Genomic DNA, 23,643 nt, shown 5'->3' on the forward strand with positions numbered 1-23,643 from the left:
CCCACAGGTTGTGGCGATAGGAAGGGCACTTCCCGTCCCCGAGAATCGCTTGACACGCGCACTGGCCGCCGCGCCTTCGCCTTGCTGGACCGAGACCGAACGGCTGGCGGCGCTGGCGAGCTACGGCATCCTGGACACGCCCCGTGAGGCGGAGTTCGACGATGTCGTCAAGCTCGCCTCGCAGATCTGTCGGGCGCCGATCGCCTTCATCAACTTCGTCAGCGACGATCGCCAGTGGTTCAAGGCCGAGCTCGGGCTCGGCATCCGGGAAACCCGGCTCGACGTGTCCATTTGTGCCCACGCGATCCTGCAGCCGGGCGTGTTCGTGGTTCCCGACCTGTCCCAGGACGAGCGGTTCGCCTGTAACCCGCTCGTCACCGGGACCCCAAAGCTCCGCTTCTACGCCGGCGCGCTGCTCGAGGCGGATGCGGGCCAGCCGCTCGGCACCGTGTGCGTCCTGGATTACGAGCCCCGGCCCACGGGGCTGACGGCCGAGCAGCATTTCGCGCTCGAAGTCCTGGCCAAGCAGGTCATGGCGCAGCTCAACCTGCGGCGCGCCGTTCGCGAGCGGGACAGGGCGCTGGCTGAGCAGGGGACCGGGCTCGAGCGGGCCCGCCTGGTCGCGGCCGCCACCAACGACGCCATCTGGGACTGGGACCTGTTGCAGGACAACGTGGTCTGGAACGAGGTCCTGCACAGCGCCTACGGGCACACGCTGTCGGATGCCACGTCGGCGGGAGGCTGGTGGGTCGAGCACCTGCATCCGGAGGATCGCGAGCGCGTCCACGGCAGCATCGACGCCGCCATCGCCGGCGACGCGATGCACTGGCGCGAGGAATACCGCTTCAGCCGCGCCGACGGCTCCTATGCGGAGGTGTTCGACCGCGGCTCCCTGATCCGCGATCCCTCCGGCCGCGCCGTCCGCATGATCGGCGCCATGCTGGACGTCACGGAACGCCGGCAGGCCGTGATGCGGGCCAACGCGTTCGCGGAACTCAGCGAGCGGCTACGCGACATGGAGGACACCGCTCTGATGGCCTACACGGCCGCGGAGATCATGGGCCGCGCGCTGGGCGTGGGGCGCGCGGGTTACGGCACGGTCGACCCCGAGCAGGAAACGGTGACGATCGAGCGCGACTGGACCATGCCGGGCGTTCCGAGCCTGGCCGGCAAGCTGCATTTCCGGGATTTCGGCACCTATATCGAGGACCTCAAGCGGGGCGAGACGGTGGTGTTCGCCGATGCCGAGATCGACCCCCGCACGGCGGCCGGGGCGGATGCCCTGAAGTCCATCAATGCCCGCTCGGTCGTCAATCTGCCGGTCACGGAGCACGGCAAGTTCGTCGCCATCTTCTACCTCAACCACGGCGCCCCGAGAGCCTGGCCCGAGCACGAGCTGGCCTTCGTCCGCGACGTCGCCGACAGGACGCGGCTCGCCGTCGAGCGGCGGCGGGCGGAACTCGCGCTGCGGTCCGCGAACGACCGGCTGACCTTTCTGGACTTGCTCGGCCGGGAGGTGGCGAAAGCGGTCGACGCGGCCGCCGTCATGGCGACCACAACCCGCATGGCGGGCGAGTACATGCGGGTCTCGGCCTGCGCCTATGCGGACATGGATGCGGACGAGGACGGCTTCACCATCCGGGGCGGCTGGTCGGCGCGGGGCTCGCGCAGCATCGTGGGCCGCTACCGGCTGCGCGACTTCGGAACCCGTGCGGTCCGCGAGCTCGGCGCCGGGCGACCGCTGATCATCAACGATCACCTGACCGAGCTCGAGCCCGAGGAGGCCGGCGCCTTCCACAACATCGGCGGCAGCGCCACCATCTGCATGCCGCTGGTCAAGGAGGGTCGGCTCACGGCCCTGATGGCGGTGCATGACAGGAAGCCCCGGATCTGGACCGAGGACGAGCTCGCCACCATTCGCGAGGTCACGGACCGCTCCTGGGCTCATATCGAGCGCGTCCGGGCCCAAGCGGAGCTGCGGGCCAGCGCCGAGACGCTGCGCGAGTTCAACGAAACGCTGGAGAGCCGCGTCGAGGAGCGCACGCGTCAGCTCATGGAGGCCGAGGAGCAGCTGCGGCAGGCCCAGAAGATGGAGGCCGTGGGCCAGCTCACGGGCGGCATCGCGCATGACTTCAACAATCTTCTGACCGGCATCGTCGGCTCGCTCGACCTCATGCAGACCCGCATGGCGCAGGGCCGGACCGAGAACCTGGAGCGCTACACGAAGGCGGCCATGTCCTCGGCCAACCGGGCGGCCGCCCTGACGCACCGGCTGCTGGCCTTTGCCCGCCGGCAGCCGCTGGACCCGAAGCCGGTCGACGCGAACGTCCTCGTGACGTCGCTCGAGGACCTCCTGAGGCGCACCATCGGCGAGTTGATCGGACTCGAGATCGTCACCGCGGGGGGGTTGTGGCCCACCCTGTGCGACCCGCATCAGCTCGAAAGCGCGCTACTGAACCTCGCCATCAATGCCCGCGACGCCATGCCGGACGGCGGCAAGCTGACCATCGAGACCTGCAACACCCATCTCGACCGCGCCTACGCGGCGCAGAACCGGGATGTCGTGCCGGGCCAGTATATCTGTGTCTGCGTCACCGATACCGGCGTCGGCATGCCCCCGGAGGTCATCGCCCGCGCCTTCGACCCGTTCTACACCACCAAGCCGATCGGCCAGGGCACCGGGCTCGGCCTGTCCATGGTCTATGGCTTTGCCCGCCAATCCGAGGGACATGCCCGGATCTATTCGGAGCCCGGCCAGGGCACCACGGTGAAGATCTACCTGCCACGCCACCGGGGCACCGTCCTGGCCGAGGAGCCCCCGCCGATCCGGACCGGAGCACACCCGCCGGGCAGCGGCGAGACGGTGCTGGTGGTGGAAGACGAGCCGGTGGTCCGCGACCTCGTGGTCGAGGTCCTGCACGACCTCGGCTACCAGGCTCTTGAGGCGATCGACGGACCGTCCGGCCTCGCCGTGCTGCAGTCGGGCGCCCGCGTGGACCTGCTCGTCACCGATGTCGGGCTGCCCGGCCTGAACGGGCGACAGCTCGCCGACCATGCCCGCCTCACCCGGCCGGACCTGCGGGTGCTGTTCATCACGGGCTATGCCGAGAACGCGGCGCTCGCCTCCGGCTTCCTGGAGCCCGGCATGGAAATGATCACCAAGCCCTTCCCGGTGGACGCCCTGGCGAGCCGCATCCGGCAGATGATCGAGAGCTGAGCCCTCAGGCCCTCAGCACAAACATCGCGAAGCGGCGGCCGTCGTCGGTCAGCACCCGGCGCACCGTCCAGCCCGCCTCGCTCGCCAGAGCCTCGAACCGGGCGGGCGTGTACTTGTAGCTGTTCTCCGTGTGGATCGTCTCGCCCGGCGCGAACTGGACCACGTGGTCGCCGATCCTGACCGTCTGCGCCGACAGGCTCTCGAGATGCATCTCGATGCGGCTTCGGCTGCGGTTGAAGAAGGCCTTGTGCCGAAATCGCTCCAGGAGGAAATCGGCGCCCAGCTCACGGTTGATGCGCGCCAGGAGGTTGAGGTTGAACCGCGCGGTGACGCCGGCCGCGTCGTCATAGGCAGCGTTCAGCACCGCGTCGTCCTTGACGAGATCGACCCCGAGAACGAGCAGCGCGCCGGGACCGAGCAGGTCGCGGAAGCGCGTCAGCAGGGATCGGGCGGTCGCGGGCTCGAAATTGCCGATGGTCGAGCCGGGGAAGAAGCCGAGCAGGGGCAGGCCGGCGACCTCGGGCGGCAGCGTCATCTCGCGGGTGAAGTCACCCACGACGGGGACGACGCGCAGCCCCGGTCGGTCGGCCCGAAGCGCGTCCGCTTGGGCCTCGAGGAAATCGCCCGACACGTCCACCGGCACATAGGCCGCGACGTCGGGGAGCGCCTCGAGGAGAACCCGGATCTTCTCGGTCGAACCCGCCCCGAATTCCACCACGGCCGAGCCGGCCGGGACCTCGGCCATCACCTCGGTGCCATAGCGGCGCAGAATGGAGAGCTCGGTCCGGGTCGGATAGTATTCTGGCAGGCGCGTGATCTCGTCAAAGAGGCGCGAGCCTTCGAGATCGTAGAAGTATTTCGCCGGAATGGTCTTCTGCGGGTAGCCGAGGCCCTCCACCACGTCGCGCAGGAACGTGCCTCTGTCCGGTCCGGGGACGGCCGGGCGGGGCGCCGGATAGGCCGGGGCGTTCATGCCGGGACCGCCGCTCAGGCGAGGTCGTCGGCGAGCCGAAGCCCGGTGAACTGCCAGCGCTGCCCCGGGTAGAAGAAGTTCCGGTAGGTGACCCGGCTATGGCCCGAAGGGGTCGCCAGCGACGAGCCGCGCAGGACCATCTGGTTCGACATGAACTTGCCGTTGTACTCGCCGAGAGCCCCCTCGACCGGGCGGTAGCCAGGATAGGGAAGGTAGGCGCTGCGCGTCCATTGCCACACGGACCCATAGGCGTCGTCCAGCTCGCCCGACCGGGCCGCCGCCTCCCATTCGAACTCGCTCGGCAGGACCTTGCCGGACCAGCGCGCAAAGGCGTCCGCTTCGTAGTGGCTGACGTGGCAGACGGGCTGCTCGGGGTCGATCGGCCGGAGCCCGCCGAGGGTCATGGCGTGCCAGCCTCCTGACTCCTGCCGCCAATAGCCCGGAGCCTCCCAGCCCTCGTTCTGCGCCGCGCTCCAGCCGTCCATCAGCCAGAGCTCCGGCCGGCGGTAGCCGCCATCCTCCATGAAGCCGAGCCAGTCGCGGTTGGTGACGAGGCGCCGTGACACGCGCACAGGCTGGATCAGGGCGTCGTGCGCCGGCGATTCGTTGTCGAAGGAGAAGCCGTCGCCTTCGTGCCCGATGCGGTGGATGCCGCGCGGCAAAACGACCTCGCCGTCGGCCCGTGACCGCGCCGGCGGCCGCCAGGCCGGGTCGTAGGCCGGCAGAGTCGGGTTCTGACTGAACGCGTGCAGGATGTCGGTCAGCATCAGCTCCTGGTGCTGCTGCTCGTGGTTCAGCCCCACCTCCAGGAGGGCCGCCACCCCGGCCAGATCGGCGCCGGACAGGCCTTCGAGGCACCGAATCACGGCCGCGTCGACATGGGCGCGGTAGCGTCCGACCTCCTCGGCAGTGGGCCGCGTGACCATGCCCCGCTGGAAGCGGGCGTGCCGCGGACCGGCCGCGACGTAGTAGGAGTTGAACAGAAAGGCGAAGCGCTCGTCATAGGTCCGGTATTCCGGCAGGCGCGGACCGAGCAGAAACTGCTCGAAGAACCAGCTCGTATGGGCCCGATGCCATTTGGTCGGGCTCGCATCCGGCATGGACTGGACCTGCTGGTCCTCGGCCGACAGGGGAGCGGCGCGCCGCTCCGTCTCGCCACGGACCTCGCGAAAGCGGCGGATCAGCTCGGCCGGGCCGGCGGGCTGGGCGCTGAGGGTCGCGGGCGCGGCGTCGGGCATCTCGGCTTCGATCAGCAAGGCAGGCTCCCTCGGGACGGCGGATCCGGGGACCGAGTGCCTGACCAGGAGGGCGGCAATGTGGTGGCACCATTTTTGTGGCCCAGCTGGCAAGAGCGGTGTCGCCTGCGACGATGTGATCGCGTAGGGACGGGGCTCAACGGCCCGCCTGATGCGGTCCGAAGGGAGGTTGAGCTTGTCGAGTGCAGAACGAGCCTCGGGCGCGGAATCCGCCGGAGGCAGCGGCCCGAGCTGGCCGGGCGAGATTTACCGCGTTCTGAAGGACGCGAAGGTCTCGCATATGAGCTTCGTGCCGGATGCCGGTCACACCCGGCTGATCGAGCTGCTGGCGGCCGATCCGGACGTGACCACCAACGTCCTGACCACGGAAGAGGAAGGCATCGCCATCGCGGCCGGCGCCTGGCTCGGCGGCACCCGCAGCGTGGTGCTGATGCAGTCCAGCGGCGTCGGGAACTGCATCAACATGCTGTCCCTGCCCGCGATCTCGCGCTCACCGCTCCTGATGCTGGTGACGATGCGGGGCGAATGGGCCGAGTTCAATCCCTGGCAGGTGCCCATGGGCAGCGCCACCGAGCCCTGCCTGAACGCGATGGGCATCCGGACCTTCCGGGCCGAGCGGATCGAGGACCTGGTTCCGATGGTGGGCTCGGCTGCGCGCCTCGCCTACGAAGCCGATGGCCAAGTGGCCGTTCTGATCTCGCAGCGCCTTCTCGGCGCCAAGACCTGGTGAGCCCGACCATGGCTGACGCGACCCTCGACCGCCGCCCCGCAGTGGCGGCCCTTCTGAAAGACCGGGGCGACCTGCTCGTGGTCACCGGGCTCGGCTCGCCGAGCTACGACGTCCATGCGGCCGGCGACCACCCGGGAAACTGCTATCTGTGGGGCGCCATGGGCGGCGCCGCTCTGGTCGGACTGGGCCTGGCCCAGGCCCAGCCGAGCCGCACCGTGCTGGTCATCACCGGCGACGGCGAACAGCTCATGGGCATCGGCGGCCTCGCCACCATCGCGATCGCCAAGCCGAAGAACCTTGTGCTGTGCGTGCTGGATAACGGCCATTTCGGTGAGACCGGGATGCAGCGCAGCCACACGGGCCTGGGCCTCGACCTGGCGGCTGTCGGGCGCGCCTGCGGCCTCGCGGCCGAGACCGTGACGGACATGGCCGGGATCGAGGGCATCCGCTCCCGTCTGCACGAGCGGCGGGACGGGCCGGCCCTGTTCGTCGTCCGGGTGCGGGCCGAGAACGTATCCCGCTCGCTGCCGGCGCGCGACGCCGTCTACCTGAAGAACCGGGTCCGGGGGTCGCTCGGACTGCCCGTCTCCTAAACACCTCGGAGAAGCGCCGTGAGCGAGCTGGTCGGATTCGTGGGCCTCGGCCGGATGGGCCGGCCGATGGCTACCAACCTCACGCGGCGCGGCTTCCGCCTCGTGGTTCACGACGTGAACCGCGAGGCCGTGGAGGAGCTGGAGAGGCACCAGGCCCGCGGCGCCGCCAGCGCCGCGGAGGTGGCGGCCGCCTCCAGCATCGTGATCACCATGCTGCCGAACTCGGCCGTAGTGGCCGAGGTGATCGGCGGACCGGACGGGGTGCTCCGGCACGCCAGGCCCGGCACGCTGATCCTGGACATGTCCACCGTCTCGCCGGAGACGACGGACGCCATGGCGGCCGCCGCACAAGCGGCCGGGATGACCTATGCCGACGCGCCGGTCGGCCGGCTGGCGAGCCATGCCGACCGGGGCGAGTGCCTGTTCATGGTCGGGGCGTCGGAGGCGGATTTCGCCCGCGTGAAACCGCTGCTCGAGGCGATGGGCACGACCATCCACCATTGCGGCCCGGTCGGAACCGGCACTCGGACCAAGCTCGTCAACAACTACCTGGCGGTGTCGCTCTGCCAGATGAACGCCGAGGCGCTGGCCCTGTCGCAGCGGTTCGGCCTCGAGCTCGAGAAGACCCTCGAGGTGCTGCACGGCACCACGGCGACCAACGGCCAGCTCAAGGTGAACTGGGCCTCGAAATCCCTGATCGGCGACATCGAGCCGGGCTTCACCATCGACCTCGCGCACAAGGACCTGAGCCTGATCGTGGAGGCCGCCAACACGGCCCGGGTGCCCATGCCGCTCGCGGCCGCGGCCCGGGAGGCCTTCTCAACGGCTCGGGCGCGCGGTTTCGGCGGGCGGGACTTCTCGGCCATGGGCGATGCGCTCTGCGACCTCGCCGGCATCGAGAAGCCGCGGCTGAAGAGCACGCCGTCACACGAAGGCTAGCGTCGGCGGGTCTGCCCGCCTCGCCGCCTGAAGGGGCCCCGGCCTCAGCTCCGCGGCGTCTCCGGCTTGGCCGCGCCCGCCTTGGCGCCGGCTGCGCCACCGCGCCTGGCATCCCCCGCAGGGCCGGCCTTTGCGTCCCCACCCGGGCCAGCCTTGGCGCCGGCTGCCGGTCGGCCCTCCTCACCCTCGCGGGCTTCCGAGAGGTTGCGAAGTTCTTCGACCTGCTTCGTGATGATGCCGGCCTGCGTCTTGACGAAATCGGCCTGTAGCTGCGCGGCCTGTTTCAGATCAGGGGCGCGGACGAGCTTCTGGGCGAGGTCGAAGACGGCCGTGATATTCTCCTTGGCGAACCCGAACCCCTTCTGGACGGCCTGTCCGGCCGGCTCCTTGTCCGTCTTGGTACTGGACTGGACGGCCTCCGCCGTGTTCCGGGCGGCGTCGAGCAGAAAATCGATCGCGTCCCTGGCCTTCTCGACGCCCTTTTCGGCGACGTCGCGGACCGACATGTCGGGCTTATCGCTCTTCATCGGGCCTGCTCCTGCTGTGCCGGAGAGCCCATCACACCCCCGGGTCGGGCCGGCGGATGGGCGAGACCGCCGCGGCCACGAGCATAGCGCCGAGCGCCCGGGCCCTCAATGGCGCGGCCCGGCTCGCCCCGCCGCCGGCCGGCGGCAGCGTCCGGCGGGACCTCGCCCGGCCGGCCTGGATGTCGGGTTTCGGAGCGCCTGGAGGGCCGTTGCCGATGTTTGAAACCGCGTTTGCGGCCGCCCGGGATCGGCAGCGCCTGCAGGAGATCGCCAGCGTCCTGGCGGGCTACGGCATCAACAACGTGCTCGACAAGCTCGGCTTGCGGGGCATGGCGCGGTTCGGCCGCAAGCCCGCCGTCGACGTGACCCGGATGGCCCAGCCGGAGCGGGTTCGCCGGGCCATCGAGAATCTCGGGCCTACCTTCGTCAAGCTCGGGCAGCTTCTCGCCAGCCGCCCGGACCTCCTCCCCCCGGCCTGGACCGAGGAATTGGGCCGCCTGCACAGCCAGGTGTCTCCCGTCCCCTTCTCCGAGATGCTGCCCCAGCTCGAAAAGGGGCTCGGCGGCAGCCCGCAGGAGGTCTTCGCCGCGTTCAGCACCGAGGCGATCGCCTCCGCGTCCATCGCGCAGGTGTATCGGGCCAGGCTCCACACCGGCGAGGACGTGGTCGTGAAGGTGCTGCGGCCGGGGCTGCGCCGGGTGATCGAGGCCGACCTTCGCCTGCTCGGCCACGCCACCACCATCGCGGAGCGGCGCTGGCCGGAGCTGTCACGCTACCGGCCGCACGAGCAGTTGCGGCACCTGTCCACGGCGCTCGCCGGCGAGCTGAACCTCGTCAACGAGGCCACCCATTGCGAACTCCTGGCCTCGCTGTTCCCCGGTTCCGACGAGATCCGCTTCCCCAAGATCCACTGGCAGTGGACCTCCGAACACGTGCTTGTTCAGGAATACCTGGATGGCGTGCCGCCGACCGACGCGGTGAGGGTGCGGGAGGCCGGGCTCGACACCGCTGTTCTGGCGCAGCGACTCATCGAGGCCTTCCTCAACATGGCTTTGGTCGAGGGGACCTTTCATGCAGACCCTCATCCGGGCAATCTGCTCGGCCTGCCGGGCAGCCGCATCGGCTTTCTGGATTTCGGCGCGATCGGCCGCCTCACGGAGCGGCGCCGGTCGCAGCTCCTGATCCTGATCGGCTCCGTCCTGAAGCAGGACGCCGACGCCATGATGGGCGTCCTGCTGGACTGGAGCGGCGCGAGCAATCCCGATCTCACCCGCCTCGATACGGCAGCTCACACCTTCATCATCCGCCATTCCAGAGGGCCGCTCGATATCGGCCTCGTGCTCCAGGACTTCATGACCATGGCGCGCGAAAACGACCTGTCGATGCCGACCGATCTCGCCATCCTGTTCAAGGCGCTGATCACCACGGACGGCGTGATGCGCCAGCTCGACCCCCATTTCGATCTGTTCGCGGCAGCGGGCCCGGCCGTGGCGCAGCGCATGCGAGCCCGGTTTTCGTTCGAGAACCTGCTGAAGAAGGCCCAGAATCTTGGCTTCAGCCTCTACGGCGCCGCCAGCGAGCTACCGAGCATCATCCACCTCCTCCTGGTCCGCCTGAAGCAGGGCAAGGTCACGGTGGAGATCGAGATCAAGGGCATCGACAGGCTCATCAACGGACTGGAGCGGGCCGCCGCCCGGCTCTCCATCGCCATCGTGGTCGCGGCCCTGGTGATCACCGTGGCGCCGCGCCTGGTCGGGCTCGGGACACCCTTCTTCGCCTTCGTGGTCACGCTGGTCGGACTGCTGGCGGTCGGCGGGCTGCTCATTCTGCGCCGGAAACGCTGAGGCGGCCCGGCGAGCCGGTCAGGGCTGGGCCGAGAGCCGTCCGGCCTCGCCGGGGTAGACGATGAATTCGAGCAGCGATCCGTCGGGGTCGCGGAAATAGAGGCTGGTTCCGGCGCCGCCCACCCCGAGCCGCCGCACGGGCCCGAGTTCGACAGGGACGCCGTGCCGTTCGAGATGGGCGCCCGCCTCCTCGATCGAGCCGTTCCAGGTGAAGCAGAGATCGCTGTTGCCGGGCATCACCGGCACCCGGGCGCGCGGCTCACCGATCTGGTCCGGGCCGTGGCAGTTCAGCTGCACGTCGCCGAACCGGTAGGCGAAGCCGATCCCGACCGGAACCGCCTCCGCTCCCAGCACGTCCCGGTAGAAGCGGGTCGAGCGCTCCCAGTCGCCGACATGGATCACGCAATGGTCGAACCGGATCGGCAGGGTCATCGGCTAGCCCTTGAGTCGCATCAGCCGGGCCCGCTCGCGGTCCCAGTCCTTCTTCTTGGCCTCTTCGCGCTTGTCGTGCAGTTGCCGGCCACGGCCGAGGCCGATCTCGACCTTGGCCCGGCCGCGCTCGTTGAAATAGAGCTTGAGCGGGATCAGCGTGAAGCCTTCCCGCTGGGTGGCGCCGATGAACTTGTCGATCTGGCGCTTGTGCAGCAGCAGCCGGCGGGGACGGCGCGGCTCGTGATTGAAGCGATTCGCCTGCAGGTATTCCGGGATGTTGGCGTTGAACAGGAAGATCTCGTTGCCGGAGGGGCCGGCATAGGATTCCCCGATCGTCACCTTGTTCGCCCGGAGCGACTTCACCTCGGTGCCGGTGAGGGCGATGCCGGCCTCGACCGTGTCGATGATCTCGTAGTTGAAGCGCGCCTTGCGGTTGTCGGCGACGACGCGATTCGGGGAGGCGTTCTTGCTCTTGCCGCTCATCAGGCGTTGATCAGCCCGGCATGGACCATGGCGGCCCGGACCGCCTCCCTGGCCCGCCCGGTCGGCGGCATCATGGGCAGGCGAATCTCGTCCTTGCAGCGCCCCAGCAGGGCGAGCCCCGCCTTGGCGCCCGCAATGCCGGGCTCCAGGAACACGGCGTCGTGCAGCGGCACCAGCCTGTCCTGAACCTTGAGCGCACCGGGGTAGTCACCCTCCAGGCAGCGGGTCTGCAACTCCGAACAGAGTGCGGGGGCAACGTTGGCCACCACGGAGATACAGCCGTGCCCTCCCGCCGCATTGTAGGCGAGCGCGGTCATATCCTCGCCCGAAAGCTGGACGAAATCAGCACCGAGGGCGTGGCGCTGCTGCGAAACGCGGGCAAGGTTGGCGGTCGCGTCCTTCACGCCCGCGATGTTCGCGAGTTCGTACAGGCGCTTCATGGTGTCGACCGACATGTCGATCACCGAGCGGGGGGGAATGTTGTAGATGATGATCGGGATGCCAACTGCATCGTTTACCGCCTTGAAGTGCTGGAACAGCCCCTCTTGAGTCGGCTTGTTGTAATAGGGCGTGACGACCAGCACGGCGTCGGCCCCGGCCTTCTCGGCGTGCCGGGCGAGCGAGACCGCTTCCGCGGTGGAGTTGGACCCCGCCCCCGCCACCACGGGAACGCGGCCCCTGGCCTCCTCGATGCAGATTTCGACCACGCGATGGTGCTCGGCGTGAGTCAGCGTCGGGCTCTCGCCGGTGGTCCCGACGGGGACAAGGCCGTGCGTCCCGCTCTCGATCTGCCAGCCGACCAGCGCCCGGAACGCGTCCTCGTCGACGGCCCCGTCGCGGAACGGCGTGACCAGAGCCGTCAGGGAGCCCTTCAGCCGACGCGCCGCCGTCATTCGTCCACCCTCCTGGACGCCCTCAGCCGCGGCCTGGCGCCCGCTGCGACACATAAAGCCCCGGCTCGGGCGAGGCAAACATCACGATGACCTTCTTCCGCCCTCTCCGGCTTGTTCTCGCCCTCGCCGCCACCGGCTGCGTCGGCATCCCGATGCTGGCTGCCCAGCAGCCGCCGCCGCGGCCAGCCGACATGGCGCCCGCGGCGGACATGCCCGACGTGGCCCTCGTCAGGGACGCGGTGGCGGCCTATCGGCGTGGCGACCTGTCGGCCGGCGACGCACTCAGGGCGCGGGCGACCAGCCCCGCGGCCGGAGCCTTCCTGGATTGGGCCGCGCTCCGGATCGGCGGCATCGGCGTGTCGTTCGACCGGGTGCTGGCCTTCGCGACCGCGTATCCCGATTTTCCGGGCCAGAGCTGGCTCCGCCGCCGGGGCGAGGACGCCCTCCTGGCCGAGCGCAAGCCGGCACCCGTCGTTCGCGCCTATTTTACGCGCGAGCGGCCCCAAAGCCCGGGTGGCAAGCTCGCCCTCGCGCAAGCCTTCCGGGCCGACGGATTGGGCGAGGACGCCGCCGCCCTGATCCGGGACGCCTGGCGCAACGACATGTTCGGGCGCGACCTCGAACTGCGCATCCTGGACGCCTTCAAGGACACGCTCACCACGGCCGACCACCGGGCCCGCATGGCCCGCTTTCTCGGCCGCGAGAACTGGGACGGCGGCCGCCGTGCCGCGAGCTATGCCGGGGACGGCCACGATGCCGTCGTCAAGGCAAGGGCGGCCGTGGAGCAGCGGGCCCGCAACGCCGCGAAGCTGCTCGAGGCCGTGCCGCCGACGCTCAAGGATGACGTCTCCGCGATGTTCGCCCGGGTGCAGCTGCTGCGCCGGAGCGAGAAGGCGGAGGAGGCCGCGAAACTCCTGTCCGAGTTGCCGCGCGACCCGGCCGTGCTGGTGGACGGGGACGTGTGGTGGGTCGAGCGACGCCTCGTCGCCCGCAAGCTCCTGGACGACGGCGACCCCAAGGCGGCCTACGCTGTGGTCACGGGTCACGGGGCCACCACGGCCGAACGCCGCATCGAGGCCGAGTTCACGGCCGGCTGGATCGCGCTGCGCTTCATGAAGGACCCCGCATTGGCGCGCAGCCATTTCGAGCGCGTGGCGGGGGTCGCCGGAACGCCGATCTCACGCGCCCGGGCCGCCTATTGGCGGGGCCGGGCGGCCGAGGCGGCCGGCGAAGCCGAGGAGGCGCGCCGCCTCTACGGCGAGGCGGCCGAGCACGACATCACCTATTACGGGCAGCTCGCCGCCGCGAAGATCGGCCGGTCCGAGGTGACGCTCCGGCGGCCCCTGGACGGGGAGAATCCGGCCCGCCAGGCCGCCGCCCGCCAGCCGATGGTTGAGGCGGTCGCTCTCGCCTATGCGGCCGGAATGCGGGAGCTGGCGCTGCCGCTGGCCCTCGAATTCGGGCGCGGCTCGACCGAGATCGCCGAGCTCGAGGCCCTCGCCGGCATCCTGGTCGGCAACGGAGATACGCGCGGCCTGCTGACCCTCGGCAAGCTCGCCACGCAACGCGGCCTGCCGCTCGATGAAGCCGCATTTCCGACCTCGGGCATCCCGGATTTCGAGCCGCTCGGGTCCGGCGTGGAGCCCGCCATGGTGCATGCCATCGCGCGCCAGGAGAGCGCCTTCGATCCCGCGGCGGGGTCCAGCGCCGGGGCCCGCGGCCTGATGCAGCTGATGCCCGGAACGGCGCAGGCCACCGCCCGCAAGGCCGGCATCCCCTACGAGCCGGGCCGCATCCTCGACGCGACCTACAACGCCCGGCTCGGCTCGGCTCATCTGGCCGACCTGATGGAGGATTGGCGCGGCGCCTACATTCTGGTCTTCGCCTCCTACAATGCCGGGCCGGGCAATGCCCGCAAGTGGATCCAGGCCTATGGCGACCCGCGCGATCCGGCCGTGGATGCCGTGGACTGGGTCGAGCGCATCCCGTTCTCGGAGACCCGCAACTATGTTCAGCGCGTGATGGAGAACCTGCAAGTCTACCGGCGCCGGCTCGACACCCGCCATGCCCTGGCGATCGAAACCGACCTCAAGGCCGGCGGGCCGCGTGCCACCACGGCGGCGGCCGGGCCGGAAGCGTCTCCGCCCGCCCCTGCCGCGGCCGCACCGGCCAGCGACGCGGCCCGGTGACCGGCGCACCCTTCGCGAGCGTCTGGACCCGCGCACCGGACGGCCTGACTCTTCACGCTCGCCTGTATGGCCTCGGCCGTGTGGCCGGCCGTTCGGTGGTCTGCCTGCCGGGGCTGACCCGCAACAGCTCCGAGTTCCACGGCCTTGCCACGGAGCTCCTGGCCCTCCAGCCGGAGCGCCGAATTGTGGCCGTGGACTACCGCGGCCGCGGCTGCTCGGATGTCGACCCGGATCCCAGCCGCTACACGATCGCGGTCGAGACGCAGGACCTGCTCGGCCTGCTGGACGAACTCGGCATCACGGAAGCCTCCTTCATCGGCGTGTCGCGCGGCGGGCTCATCGCCATGGCACTGGGAGCCGCGCGGCCGGACCTCGTGCGGGCGATCGTGCTCAGCGACATCGGGCCGGTGCTGGAGCGGGCCGGGCTGTTGCGGATCGTCGGCTACCTCGGGCGATTCGGCGCCCCGGCCAGCTTCGACGCGGCGGTCGAGGAGTTGCGGGCCCGATTCGGGGCACAGTTCCCCGCCCTCTCCCCCGGTGATTGGCGGGACTGGGCCGAGACGGTCTGGACCGAGCGCGACGGTCGCCTCGTCCTGGCCCACGATCCGGAACTCAGCCGCACCCTCGCCGGGGTGGACGAGCATTCGCCGATACCCGACCTCTGGCCGGTGTTCGACGCCCTGAGAGCGACGCCTATGATGGTGCTGCGCGGCGCCCTCTCCGATCTTCTTTCGGCGGACACGGTGGCCGAGATGGCGCGGCGGCATCCCGGTCTCGAGGCGATCGAGGTGGCGGACGAGGGCCACACCCCCATCCTGCACCGGCCCGCGCTCGCCGCCCGGATCTCGGCCTTCCTGTCCCGCGCGGACGAGATCAGGCCGGAGTGACACCCCGGGGCGCGTCGTCGTCATCCGGGCGTTCCTCCTCCCTGGGCCCGCGCACCAGCCGGCGCAGCAGGCTGCCGAGGATCACGCCGGCCCCATAGGCAGCGGCCAGGAGCACGGCGAGATCGAGCCAGAGCCCCGCCGCCCCGGGCACGAGTCGCAGCCAGGCCAGGGCGATGCCGGCCAGCAGCGTGCCGACCGCCAGCGCCTTCACGGGCCAGCCCGCGCTGGGCAGTCCCCGTCCCGCGCCGCCGAAGGAGGCCAGAACAAGACCAAGCGCGGCGGACAGCGCCAGGGCCGGCCACAGGCTCGCCAGAAGGAGGTTCATGACCGCGTTCTCATGGGCTGATGACGTAATCGACCCGCTCCTGCCCCGGCCCGGACAGGACCGTGCCGGCCGGCGCGAGCCGGGCCGTGGCGCCGCGCTCCCGGAAGGCGGACCAAGGCGGCGGCGCGCGCCTCCGCCAGGGCCTGATCGGCCGGCGGCGCGGCCCGGTGCGTGACGGCGATGCCGACGGCGCCGCAACGCCGCACAATGTCGGCGTGGCGCTCCAGCACCGCCTGGCTGTCCGGCGCGGGATCCGGCTTCCCGGGCTGGAAGCGCAGCGGCTCGCGCCGCGCCGCGTCCCCCAGGACGTCGCCGCAGGCGACCGCGTCGAGCGCTCCCTCCGGCTGAACCGGGTCGAGCTCGACCGAGACGGACCACCCGGCCGGAACCGATTTCGGCAGCTGCTCGCGCAGGCGCGCCGCGAGCTGGCTGTAGAGCGCCCGGCCGGACAGTCGGATCTCCCGGTCCCGGATCGCGGCCTCGCCCTCGGACAGAACGGCGAGGCCGTCCAGCGCCAGCCCCTGCGCCTCCGCGAAGCCCGCCGGCGCACCGTCGGCCACGACGCGGCGGTCGACCAGGATCTCGCCCGGATAGCGTGACGGCATGGCAGCGGCGGCGGCGCGCCGTTCCGCTTCGCTCGGCACGAACCCGGTCAGGGTGAGCCGGCCATCGCTGCGCCGCGCCAGCGACCGGAACGGCGAGGGAGCGACCGCGCTGACGGACAGGGCGGCGACCTCGACCGCCCTCGGCAGGGCCTGGCGCAGGCTCGCCTCGATCCGGGGCAGCGCACCCTTGTCCACGCCCTCCCCGGTGAACCGGAAGGCCGGGCCGGTGAGATCGGCCCGCCCGGTCTGCAGTTCGGCCAGCGCCGCCAGGGCGGCATCGGCCACGCTGTCGAAGGCGATCGCGGGGGCGAGCCCCTTTGCGGTCCGCATTTCGTCCCGCACGCGGGCGCCGCCAAGCGCGGCCAGCCGCTCGGCCAGGCGCGTCCGCTGGGCCTCGGACGGCACATGGCCGGACAGCAGCCAGCCGTCCGCCTCCCGGCTCGCCGACCAGGTGAAGACCGGCACGGTCGGGGGCTCGATCTCGGCCAGCACGACTTCGAATCCCGGGGGCGGGTTCCGGAGCGCCGCCCGGACGGCCTCGTAACGGGACGAATCGGCCGTCGTTGCCCTGACCCGGACCGTCCGGTCCGCCAGCACGGCCTCGCCGCTTTCGGCGGAGGCGAGGGCGGACAGCAGAAACCGCGCCGCGGCATCGAAGCCGGGCGGAGCGCCGGTTCCGAGGCGAAGCCGGTCGTGCACCCGCTCGGGCGGAACCAGCGTCCCGGCGCGCTCCACCAGCGCGACCCGGTCGTCGGGGCTGCCGACGCCGCCGACAAGCGAGATGCCGGCTCCGTCGCGCCGGACGGTGAGCGTGAAAGGAGCCATGGCGACCGGAACGGCGACCTCGGTGCGAACCCGTCGCACGCCCGGAATGGCCCGGATGGCGGCTTCGGCCGCGAGGCGCGCGTCTTCGGCGAGGCCGAGATCGGCCAGCACGACCACGTCGCGCCCCTCCACCTCGGCATGCGCGCGGTAACGATGCAGCACGCCGCCGGGCCCCGCCCCGAGCTGGAGGGTGGCGCGGCGGATCTCCTGCTCGATTGATGGCGCGAGCGTGAGCCCGGCGACCAACCAGATCAGGCCGAGAACCGGCAGGCCCAAAGCCCAACCGGCCGGCCGGCGTCGGATCCCGTTCCGGTCCGGCTCCGCCTCGTCCACTGCCTGCTGACTCACTCCGGCCTCTCGCGACTCACCCCGCGCCGGGGCCGCCGCACACAACCCGAGGATCGGGACGGCTTTGAGGCGTTCGGGAGAGCCAGGACCTCAAACGAAAAAAGCCCCGGCCAATGGCCGGGGCTCGTTCTCCCGAAGGAGAGGTTGGATCAGAAGTCGCGCTGCACGCGCATGCGCACGATCACGTTGTCGTCGACCTTGACCGAGCGCGGCACGCCACCGACCGTCACCGGCTTGTTGGCATCCACGACACGACCGCGGCTGGCGCCACCGAGGAACTCCATCCGCTGGTAGAGAGCCTCAACACCGATGTCGAGGTCCTTCACCGGCGACCAGATCAGGTTCGAACCAGCGACGATGTTGCTGTAGTCCTTGCCGAAACCGCTGAAGAGAGCGGCGCCGGTGCCCGTCGGGCCAGCAGCGTTGAAGAACGTGCCGATCAGCGGGGAAGCCGGACCACGGAGAGCCTTGTCAAACGTCGCGCGGCCGTAGCTGCCGAAGAACGCCTGGCGCCACTGGGGGGACCAGTAGTGCAGGAAGGCTGCCGAACCCGACCAGGACTCGGTCAGGTGAGCACGGCCGTTCGCGTCGATGGCCATGTCATAGCCACCCGGGACGTTGGCGCCCGTGAAGCGGTTGGTGTAGCCGGCGCCCAGAACTTCCGAACCCTGCGGCACGGTGATGCCGGTGTAGGCGTTCGCGCCCTGGCCATAAGCGGCCTGCAGCCACAGCACGTCGCCGGTGGCGATCTGGGGCAGGTTGAGCTTCAGACCACCCTGGACGGCCCAGCCGTATTCGGCGCTGGGCACGCGGGCGACAGGCTGACCGACCGGAACCACGCCACCGTTCACGCCGAAGGCGGCGGAAGCGAAGTTACCCGTGCGGAGCTCGTGCACGGCGGCCGAGATCTGCGCGGCACCCCAGGGGGCGTCGTAGCGGAGCGCGCCGACGAAGTCGGGCAGGTGGTTGCGCTGCTGCACGTCGATGTTGACGGCCGAGAGCGGCGCGCCGTTGGCAGCGAAGCTCGTGCCCACGCCGGTGAACACGCCCTGGCCGACGAAGAACGTCGTGGAAGCGGTCGGGGTCGTGGAGCCGAGAGCGGCGGTGCCGAGAGCGGCGATGGTGCCGAACGTCGGGCTGCGGCGGAAGATCGGGTCTTCCATCGAGATCGTCGCCGACCAGCCCTGACCGAAGGTGAGGGTGTAGGCGAGGAGGTTCGTGGAGAACACGTCCGAGCCGACCGAGACGCCGACGAACTCGAGGTCGTGAGCGTAGAAGTCGTAGAACGAGGAGGCGCGACCGGCCGTGAAGCCAGCGAACTGCACGAACGCCTTATCGACGTTGACGTACTGCTGAGCGCGACCAAACGTGTCCTGGCCGATGGCCGGGAAGGCGTTCGCATAACGCTGCTGCGTGCCCGAGGTCAGCTGGGCGCCGGTGCGGGACGCGAGCTCGAAGCGGACGAAGGCGCGCAGGGTGCCGTAGCCGGTCTGCGTGCGGGCGTCGATGTTGAGCCGGCCGAGGCCGCGGAAGCCCGAGACGTCGTTGTTGCGGGTGCGGTTCGAGACGTACTGGTACTCGAAGCGGGCACGACCGCCGACCCGAAGGCAGGTATCGGTGCCGGGGATGAAGAAGAAGCCGGCACCGTAGGCGGTGCAGACACGGACGTATTCGACCGGCGCGGCGCGACGCGCCGGCAGATCGGCAGCCTGCGCCCCGGCGACCGCGCAGAGACCTGCGGCAGACCCGAGGAGAAGGCTCTTCACGAGCTTCATGTCGATCTCCAAAGTTAGAACCTCGGGCTTCGGTTCCGCCTCCGTCCCGTACCGGGTCGGCTGCTTGTCCTTACCCCCAGAGATCTGGTCTCGCGTGGCCTGTCGGCTCTTTGCATCCACCAGATCGCGATTGGGTGGCCCCCGTCGCAAAGTCACCATGATTGAGGCCGGGGCTACGATCAACAGATCCGACCCGTTTTGACGCAGCAGCTGGCGGCTTTCCAAATGGCTGTTGCACAACAGCAACGGAGAATGACTCGTCCCGAGCTGTACCGCCTGTAAGCCGCTGCGAGATTTGACGGATTCAGGGTTGAACGCCGGGTGCCGTGCGGCGCTGCAACAATGGCACACTCCGCCCCGGGGCAGGGTCTTTTCACAGCGCGACCTCGACCAGAAACGGCCCTTTGCGGGCCAGCGCCGCCCGAAGCACAGTCACGAAGTCGCCCAGATCCGACACCCGCCTGGCCTCGACCCCGTAGCCGCGGGCGAGCGCCACCCAGTCGACCGGAGGATTGTCGAGGCTGAGCATATCCAAGGCTTTGCGGCCGGGATTGGCGCCCACATGGGCGAGTTCGGCCCGCAGAATGGCGTAGGAGCGATTCGCCCAGATGAGCGTGAGCACGTCCAAGTTCTCGCGCGCCTGTGTCCAGAGCGACTGGGCCGTGTAGAGCCCGCTTCCGTCGGCCTGGAGGTTCACGACCTTGCGGTCCGGGCAGGCGATGGCCGCCCCGGTCGCCATCGGGATGCCGAGGCCGATCGATCCGCCGGAGAGTTGCAGCCAGTCATGCGGCGCGGCCGCCTGCGTCATCGGAAAGAAGGTCCGGCCGGTGCTGACCGATTCGTCGCACACGATCGCCCCCTCTGGCAGAAGCGCGCCGAGGGTGCGGGCGATGGTGTCGGGCACCAGCCCGCCGGTGGTCGGCGGCACGGGCCGCGCCAGCGCCGGCCGCGCCGAGGGGGCGTCGGCTCCGAGCTCGTCGGCGAGCCGCCGCAGGGCATCGAGCTGATCCTCGGCCGGCTCGGCCAGGATCGAGGTCTCGCAATCGGCCGGGGCGAGCAGGCTCGGCTTGCCCGGATAGGCGAAGAAGGCGACGGGCACCGTCGTCCCGACGATGATGAGGTGGCGGGTGCCGGCCAGCGCGGCCAGCGCCTGATCCACCGGATACGGCAGGCGCTCGATCGGGACGCGCCCGGCGCCCCGCTCCATGCGGGCATTCGAGACCTGCGCCAACAGGCGGACCCCGGTCTTCGCGGCGATCCGGTCGGCGAGCCGCAGACCCTCTTCCCGCACGGCCCGGCCGCCGAGGAACAGCACCGCGGGCTGGCCCGATCTGAGCGCGGCCGCCGCCGCGGCGATCCGCGAGTCGTCCACCTGCGCCCGCGCCGGGGCGGCCGGCACGGGGGCGACTGGGCCGCCCTCCCCCCAGGCCGTATCCGCCGGCAGGATCAGGGTCGCGACCTGGCCCGGCGCGGTCCGGGCCGCCGCGACCGCGGCCGCGCCATCCTGAGCGACCTGGCGGGAATCGGGCGAGGTTCGCACCCAGGCCGACACGGCCCCGGCGATGGCCTCGATGTCGCTGGTCAGCGGCGCGTCGAAGGCCCGGTGGTAGGTGGCGTGCTCGCCCACGATGTTGACCACGGGCGAGCGCGCGCGACGCGCGTTGTGGAGGTTGGCCAGGCCGTTGCCGAGCCCCGGGCCGAGATGGAGCAGGGTGGAAGCCGGCTTGTCGGCCATGCGGGCATAGCCGTCGGCCGCCCCGGTCGCGCCGCCCTCGAACAGGCAGAGCACGCAACGCATCCCGTCCACCCGGTCGAGCGCGGCCACGAAATGCATCTCCGAGGTGCCCGGATTGGCGAAGCACACCTCGACCCCGCCGCCGACCAGGGTGCGGACTAGGCTCTCGGCCCCGTTCATCCGCGCCGCCCCGTCCCCCTCCAGGCCGTCCGGCCGCGTCTCTGCCATTCTGGGATCCTGTGCTTGGTCGCCCCGCCGGAAAGCCGGCGGCCCGAGCATCGGGCGAAACGACATCCGGCGGCAAGGCTCCCGCCGCGCCCGTGGCGCTGGCCAATCCGAGCCGGCTCTCCTATCGAGCGGCGGACGGAGGAGAGACGCTCATGGCGAAGGTCGGGCGACGGACCGTGCTGCTCGGGGGCCTGGCGGCCCTGGCATCCAGGCCGGGCTGGGCCGCGGGCTGGAGCCCGTCCCGGACGGTCACGGTGGTGGTGCCCTATCCGGCCGGAGGCGGGACGGACGTGCTCGCCCGCATCCTGGGGCGGGAGATCGCTCCCGGGCTCGGCCAAAACGTGGTTGTCGAGAACGCGCCGGGCGCCTCGGGCGCGGTCGGCAGCCGGCGGGTGGCCCGCTCTGAGCCCGACGGCCATACGCTGGTTGTCTCGACGAACCAGACGCATGCCACCAACATCTCCCTGCTGAAGGACGGCGGCGGCTACGACCCGGTCCGCGACTTCACGGTGCTGGGCGGGCTCGCCGACCTGCAGCACCTTGTGGTGGTCCGGAAGGACCTCCCGGCCCGCAACGTGGCCGAGCTGCTGGAACTCGCGCGGGGCACCGCCGCCCGCCTGACCTGCGCGTCGACGGGCATCGGCTCCGCGTCGCATCTCGCCATGGAGTTGTTCAAGGCGAAGACGGGCGTCGAACTGGTTCATGTGCCCTATCGCGGCGCCGCCCCGCTGCTGCAGGACATGATCGGTGGCCGGGTCGACCTCGCCTTTGCGACCGTGCCGACCGTGCTCGGCCAGGTCCGGGGCGGCGAGCTGCGAGCGCTCGCGGTCGCCTCCCCGAACCCGTCGCCGCAACTTCCCGGCATCCCGGTCCTGGCGCAGGAAGGGGTGGCCGGGGTCGAGGCGGATGCCTGGATTGCCGCCTTCGGGCCGGCCGGGGTCGCCGCGCCGATCCGGGATCGCTACGCGGAGCTGCTCCGCGAGGCGCTGGGCCGAGCCGAGGTCCGGGCCGCCATCGACGCGCAGGGCGCGCTGCCGAACTGGCGCGAGCCGGACGTCTTCGCGGCTTTCCAGCGCGAGGACATTCGCCGCTGGGCCGAGATCATCCGGGCCGCCAACGTGTCGGCCGAGTGATCAGGTGTCGCTTCGCCGCAGCAGGTAATCGAGCCCGCCCACCCGGTACCACCGGTAGGCATAGGCCTCGAGCAGCAGGTGGTGGCGCCCATCCTCGTGGGCGGAGAGGTGCTTGGCGCTGCGCAGGTCGATGAGCTGCGGCGCCCCCTCCGGGCCCGCGAGGTCGAGCGCGATCTCGACCGGCTTCGCCCCGAGATTGTGCACCGCCAGGACGGCGTTGTTGCGCCAGGAGTAGCGCAGCGCCAGCACGGCTGGCTCGCCGGTCTCCAGCACGTCGAAATCGCCCCAGCCGATCTCCGGCGCCTCCTTGCGCATGCGGATCAGGCGCTCGGTCCAGTTCAAGAGCGAGGCGGGGTCGCCCCGCTGGGCCGCGACGTTCAGATGCGGGTAGCCGAACGGTCCCTCCGCGATCACGGGCACGTGCGGCCGATCGCTCTTGGTGAAGCCGGCCTGCGGCTCGTCCGACCATTGCATCGGGGTCCGGGCGGCGTTGCGCTCCGGCAGGCGCAGGTCGTCCCCCATGCCGATCTCGTCGCCGTAGCGGATCACCGGGGTGCCGGGCAGCGAGAACAGGAGGCTATAGGCGAGCTCGATCCGGCGCTGGTCGCCGTCCAGCATCGGGGCGAGCCGCCGCCGGATGCCGCGGTGGTAGAGCTGCATGTCGGGATCGGGCCCAAAGGCCGCGAACACGCGCTCGCGTTCGCTCTCCTCCAGGCGGCCGAGATCGAGTTCGTCGTGGTTGCGCAGAAACACCGCCCATTGCGCGGTCGCGGGCCGGGGCTTCGTGGCCTGTAGTGCCTCCTTCAAGGGGCCGGCATCCCCGGAAGCCAGGCCGTAGAACAGGTTCTGGTTGACCTGGAAGTTGAACATCATGTGCATGCGGTCGCCGTCGCGCCCGAAATAGTCGAGATCGGTCTCCGGCAGGACGTTGGCCTCGGCCAGGATGATGCTGTCGCCCTGGCGCCATTGCAGGAACTCGCGGAAGCGCCGCAGCATGCCGAACTGCTCGGTGGGCTTCGTGACCTCTGCCCCCTTGGTGCCGATGATGAACGGCACCGCATCCATCCGGAAGCCCGAGACGCCGAGCTGGATCCAGAAGCCCATGATCTTCAGGATCTCGGCCTGGACCTCGGGGTTGGCCGTGTCGAGATCCGGCTGGAACTCGTAGAAGCGGTGAAAATAATACGCCCGCGCGACCTTGTCGTAGGTCCAAGTGGTCTTCTGCACGCCCGGAAAGACCATGCCGGTATTGGCATTCGGGGGTTTCTTCTTGGACCACACATACCAGTCGCGGTAGGGCGAGTTCGGGTCGGAGCGGGCCGATTGGAACCAGGGATGCTGGTCCGAGGTGTGGTTGACCACGAGGTCGATCAGGACGCGCAGACCCCGGCTCTTGGCCGCATGGGTGAACTCGACGAAGTCGCCGAGCGTGCCGTAGCGGGGATCGACGCTGTAATGGTCGGCCACGTCATAGCCGTCATCGCGCCCGGGCGAGATCTGGAAGGGCTGCAGCCACACCGCCGTCACGCCGAGCCCGGCCAGATAGTCCAGCCGGCGCGTCAGGCCGCGGAGGTCTCCCACCCCGTCGCCGTCCGAATCCATGAAGGTCCCGAGCGCCAGGTTGTAGATGACGGCATTCTTGTACCACAGGTCGTTGATCACGGGCCCTCGCGCGGCTTGAGGCTGGCTCGGACCGCCCCGAGCGC

The 23,643-nt window shown here is 70.5% G+C and carries 19 protein-coding genes; 8 read left to right on the plus strand and 11 right to left on the minus strand.

What is annotated here, in order from left to right:
* Positions 1-49: 49 nt before the first annotated feature.
* Positions 50-3,217: a GAF domain-containing protein gene (locus tag JWR86_RS16095; RefSeq protein ID WP_299567377.1), complete on the plus strand. Its 3,168-nt coding sequence runs from the start codon at positions 50-52 to the stop codon at positions 3,215-3,217.
* Positions 3,218-3,221: 4 nt separating this feature from the next.
* Here JWR86_RS16095 and egtD read toward each other — a convergent pair whose 3' ends face one another.
* Both egtD and egtB read right to left on the minus strand, forming a co-directional pair.
* The gene (egtD, locus tag JWR86_RS16100) at positions 3,222-4,190 is read right to left on the minus strand and encodes an L-histidine N(alpha)-methyltransferase (RefSeq protein WP_299567378.1); all 969 of its coding nucleotides are present in this window, start codon (positions 4,188-4,190) and stop codon (positions 3,222-3,224) included.
* Positions 4,191-4,204: 14 nt separating this feature from the next.
* Complete coding sequence (egtB, locus tag JWR86_RS16105; protein WP_299567411.1) at positions 4,205-5,428, minus strand: ergothioneine biosynthesis protein EgtB; 1,224 nt, start codon at positions 5,426-5,428, stop codon at positions 4,205-4,207.
* Between the two features lie 193 nt (positions 5,429-5,621).
* Between egtB and JWR86_RS16110 the strand changes: the two genes are divergently transcribed.
* From JWR86_RS16110 to JWR86_RS16120, 3 genes are read left to right on the plus strand one after another with little or no spacing between them, the layout of a single operon-like run.
* Positions 5,622-6,176 carry a thiamine pyrophosphate-binding protein gene (locus JWR86_RS16110; RefSeq protein ID WP_299567379.1) on the plus strand — a complete coding sequence of 185 codons (555 nt, stop codon included), beginning with the start codon at positions 5,622-5,624 and terminating at the stop codon, positions 6,174-6,176.
* 8 nt (positions 6,177-6,184) lie between these two features.
* The gene (locus JWR86_RS16115; protein ID WP_299567380.1) at positions 6,185-6,769 is read left to right on the plus strand and encodes a thiamine pyrophosphate-dependent enzyme; all 585 of its coding nucleotides are present in this window, start codon (positions 6,185-6,187) and stop codon (positions 6,767-6,769) included.
* An 18-nt stretch (positions 6,770-6,787) separates the two neighbouring features.
* On the plus strand, positions 6,788-7,708 hold the full coding sequence (locus tag JWR86_RS16120) for an NAD(P)-binding domain-containing protein (protein WP_299567382.1): 921 nt from the start codon (positions 6,788-6,790) through the stop codon (positions 7,706-7,708).
* A gap of 44 nt (positions 7,709-7,752) precedes the next feature.
* On the opposite strand, the gene JWR86_RS16125 is transcribed toward JWR86_RS16120, so the two are convergent.
* Positions 7,753-8,235, minus strand: coding sequence for a phasin family protein (locus JWR86_RS16125; RefSeq protein ID WP_299567383.1), 483 nt, complete (start codon positions 8,233-8,235; stop codon positions 7,753-7,755).
* A 215-nt stretch (positions 8,236-8,450) separates the two neighbouring features.
* Between JWR86_RS16125 and JWR86_RS16130 the strand changes: the two genes are divergently transcribed.
* Positions 8,451-10,079 carry an AarF/UbiB family protein gene (locus JWR86_RS16130; RefSeq protein ID WP_299567384.1) on the plus strand — a complete coding sequence of 543 codons (1,629 nt, stop codon included), beginning with the start codon at positions 8,451-8,453 and terminating at the stop codon, positions 10,077-10,079.
* An 18-nt stretch (positions 10,080-10,097) separates the two neighbouring features.
* On the opposite strand, the gene JWR86_RS16135 is transcribed toward JWR86_RS16130, so the two are convergent.
* Genes JWR86_RS16135 through dapA form a run of 3 tightly spaced genes read right to left on the minus strand, consistent with a single transcriptional unit; the run spans position 10,098 to position 11,887 of the window.
* On the minus strand, positions 10,098-10,511 hold the full coding sequence (locus JWR86_RS16135) for a VOC family protein (protein ID WP_299567385.1): 414 nt from the start codon (positions 10,509-10,511) through the stop codon (positions 10,098-10,100).
* 3 nt (positions 10,512-10,514) lie between these two features.
* A complete protein-coding gene (smpB, locus tag JWR86_RS16140) occupies positions 10,515-10,994 on the minus strand; it encodes an SsrA-binding protein SmpB (protein WP_299567386.1) in 480 nt (159 codons plus the stop codon).
* The gene (dapA, locus tag JWR86_RS16145) at positions 10,994-11,887 is read right to left on the minus strand and encodes a 4-hydroxy-tetrahydrodipicolinate synthase (protein ID WP_299567387.1); all 894 of its coding nucleotides are present in this window, start codon (positions 11,885-11,887) and stop codon (positions 10,994-10,996) included. The genes smpB and dapA overlap by 1 nt, the downstream gene beginning before the upstream one ends.
* An 86-nt stretch (positions 11,888-11,973) precedes the next feature.
* On the opposite strand from dapA, the gene JWR86_RS16150 reads away from it, so the two are divergent.
* Positions 11,974-14,076: a lytic transglycosylase domain-containing protein gene (locus JWR86_RS16150; protein ID WP_299567388.1), complete on the plus strand. Its 2,103-nt coding sequence runs from the start codon at positions 11,974-11,976 to the stop codon at positions 14,074-14,076.
* Complete coding sequence (locus tag JWR86_RS16155; RefSeq protein WP_299567389.1) at positions 14,073-14,963, plus strand: alpha/beta hydrolase; 891 nt, start codon at positions 14,073-14,075, stop codon at positions 14,961-14,963. Before JWR86_RS16150 ends, JWR86_RS16155 begins: the two co-directional genes overlap by 4 nt.
* On the opposite strand, the gene JWR86_RS16160 is transcribed toward JWR86_RS16155, so the two are convergent.
* The 4 genes from JWR86_RS16160 to JWR86_RS16175 form a co-directional block, all read right to left on the minus strand.
* Positions 14,950-15,288, minus strand: a complete 339-nt coding sequence (locus JWR86_RS16160; RefSeq protein WP_299567390.1) for a hypothetical protein — start codon at positions 15,286-15,288, stop codon at positions 14,950-14,952. The genes JWR86_RS16155 and JWR86_RS16160 overlap by 14 nt on opposite strands.
* Entirely contained in the window at positions 15,285-17,066 is a 1,782-nt protein-coding gene (locus tag JWR86_RS16165) for a hypothetical protein (protein ID WP_299567391.1), read from the minus strand. Before JWR86_RS16165 ends, JWR86_RS16160 begins: the two co-directional genes overlap by 4 nt.
* A gap of 149 nt (positions 17,067-17,215) precedes the next feature.
* Complete coding sequence (locus tag JWR86_RS16170; protein ID WP_299567392.1) at positions 17,216-18,841, minus strand: porin; 1,626 nt, start codon at positions 18,839-18,841, stop codon at positions 17,216-17,218.
* Between the two features lie 373 nt (positions 18,842-19,214).
* A complete protein-coding gene (locus tag JWR86_RS16175; RefSeq protein WP_299567412.1) occupies positions 19,215-20,756 on the minus strand; it encodes an acetolactate synthase large subunit in 1,542 nt (513 codons plus the stop codon).
* A 200-nt stretch (positions 20,757-20,956) separates the two neighbouring features.
* On the opposite strand from JWR86_RS16175, the gene JWR86_RS16180 reads away from it, so the two are divergent.
* Positions 20,957-21,937, plus strand: coding sequence for a tripartite tricarboxylate transporter substrate binding protein (locus JWR86_RS16180; protein ID WP_299567393.1), 981 nt, complete (start codon positions 20,957-20,959; stop codon positions 21,935-21,937).
* Here the strand turns inward: JWR86_RS16180 and JWR86_RS16185 are convergent, their stop codons facing one another.
* Complete coding sequence (locus JWR86_RS16185) at positions 21,938-23,599, minus strand: alpha-amylase family protein (RefSeq protein WP_299567394.1); 1,662 nt, start codon at positions 23,597-23,599, stop codon at positions 21,938-21,940. It lies immediately after the preceding gene.
* Between the last annotated feature and the right edge of the window lie 44 nt (positions 23,600-23,643).

This window comes from Enterovirga sp. (assembly GCF_028290205.1).
In the GTDB taxonomy this organism is placed as follows: domain Bacteria; phylum Pseudomonadota; class Alphaproteobacteria; order Rhizobiales; family Beijerinckiaceae; genus Enterovirga.

Bases quoted from the DNA above. Each gene is read 5' to 3' on its own strand.
- egtD (WP_299567378.1), bottom strand. From the start codon at position 4,190: ATGAACGCCCCGGCCTATCCGGCGCCCCGCCCGGCCGTCCCCGGACCG.
- JWR86_RS16135 (WP_299567385.1), bottom strand. From the start codon at position 10,511: ATGACCCTGCCGATCCGGTTCGACCATTGCGTGATCCATGTCGGCGAC.
- JWR86_RS16125 (WP_299567383.1), bottom strand. From the start codon at position 8,235: ATGAAGAGCGATAAGCCCGACATGTCGGTCCGCGACGTCGCCGAAAAG.
- JWR86_RS16175 (WP_299567412.1), bottom strand. From the start codon at position 20,756: ATGAACGGGGCCGAGAGCCTAGTCCGCACCCTGGTCGGCGGCGGGGTC.
- JWR86_RS16150 (WP_299567388.1), top strand. From the start codon at position 11,974: ATGACCTTCTTCCGCCCTCTCCGGCTTGTTCTCGCCCTCGCCGCCACC.
- JWR86_RS16130 (WP_299567384.1), top strand. From the start codon at position 8,451: ATGTTTGAAACCGCGTTTGCGGCCGCCCGGGATCGGCAGCGCCTGCAG.
- JWR86_RS16115 (WP_299567380.1), top strand. From the start codon at position 6,185: ATGGCTGACGCGACCCTCGACCGCCGCCCCGCAGTGGCGGCCCTTCTG.
- JWR86_RS16160 (WP_299567390.1), bottom strand. From the start codon at position 15,288: ATGAACCTCCTTCTGGCGAGCCTGTGGCCGGCCCTGGCGCTGTCCGCC.
- JWR86_RS16180 (WP_299567393.1), top strand. From the start codon at position 20,957: ATGGCGAAGGTCGGGCGACGGACCGTGCTGCTCGGGGGCCTGGCGGCC.
- dapA (WP_299567387.1), bottom strand. From the start codon at position 11,887: ATGACGGCGGCGCGTCGGCTGAAGGGCTCCCTGACGGCTCTGGTCACG.
- JWR86_RS16170 (WP_299567392.1), bottom strand. From the start codon at position 18,841: ATGAAGCTCGTGAAGAGCCTTCTCCTCGGGTCTGCCGCAGGTCTCTGC.
- egtB (WP_299567411.1), bottom strand. From the start codon at position 5,428: ATGCCCGACGCCGCGCCCGCGACCCTCAGCGCCCAGCCCGCCGGCCCG.
- smpB (WP_299567386.1), bottom strand. From the start codon at position 10,994: ATGAGCGGCAAGAGCAAGAACGCCTCCCCGAATCGCGTCGTCGCCGAC.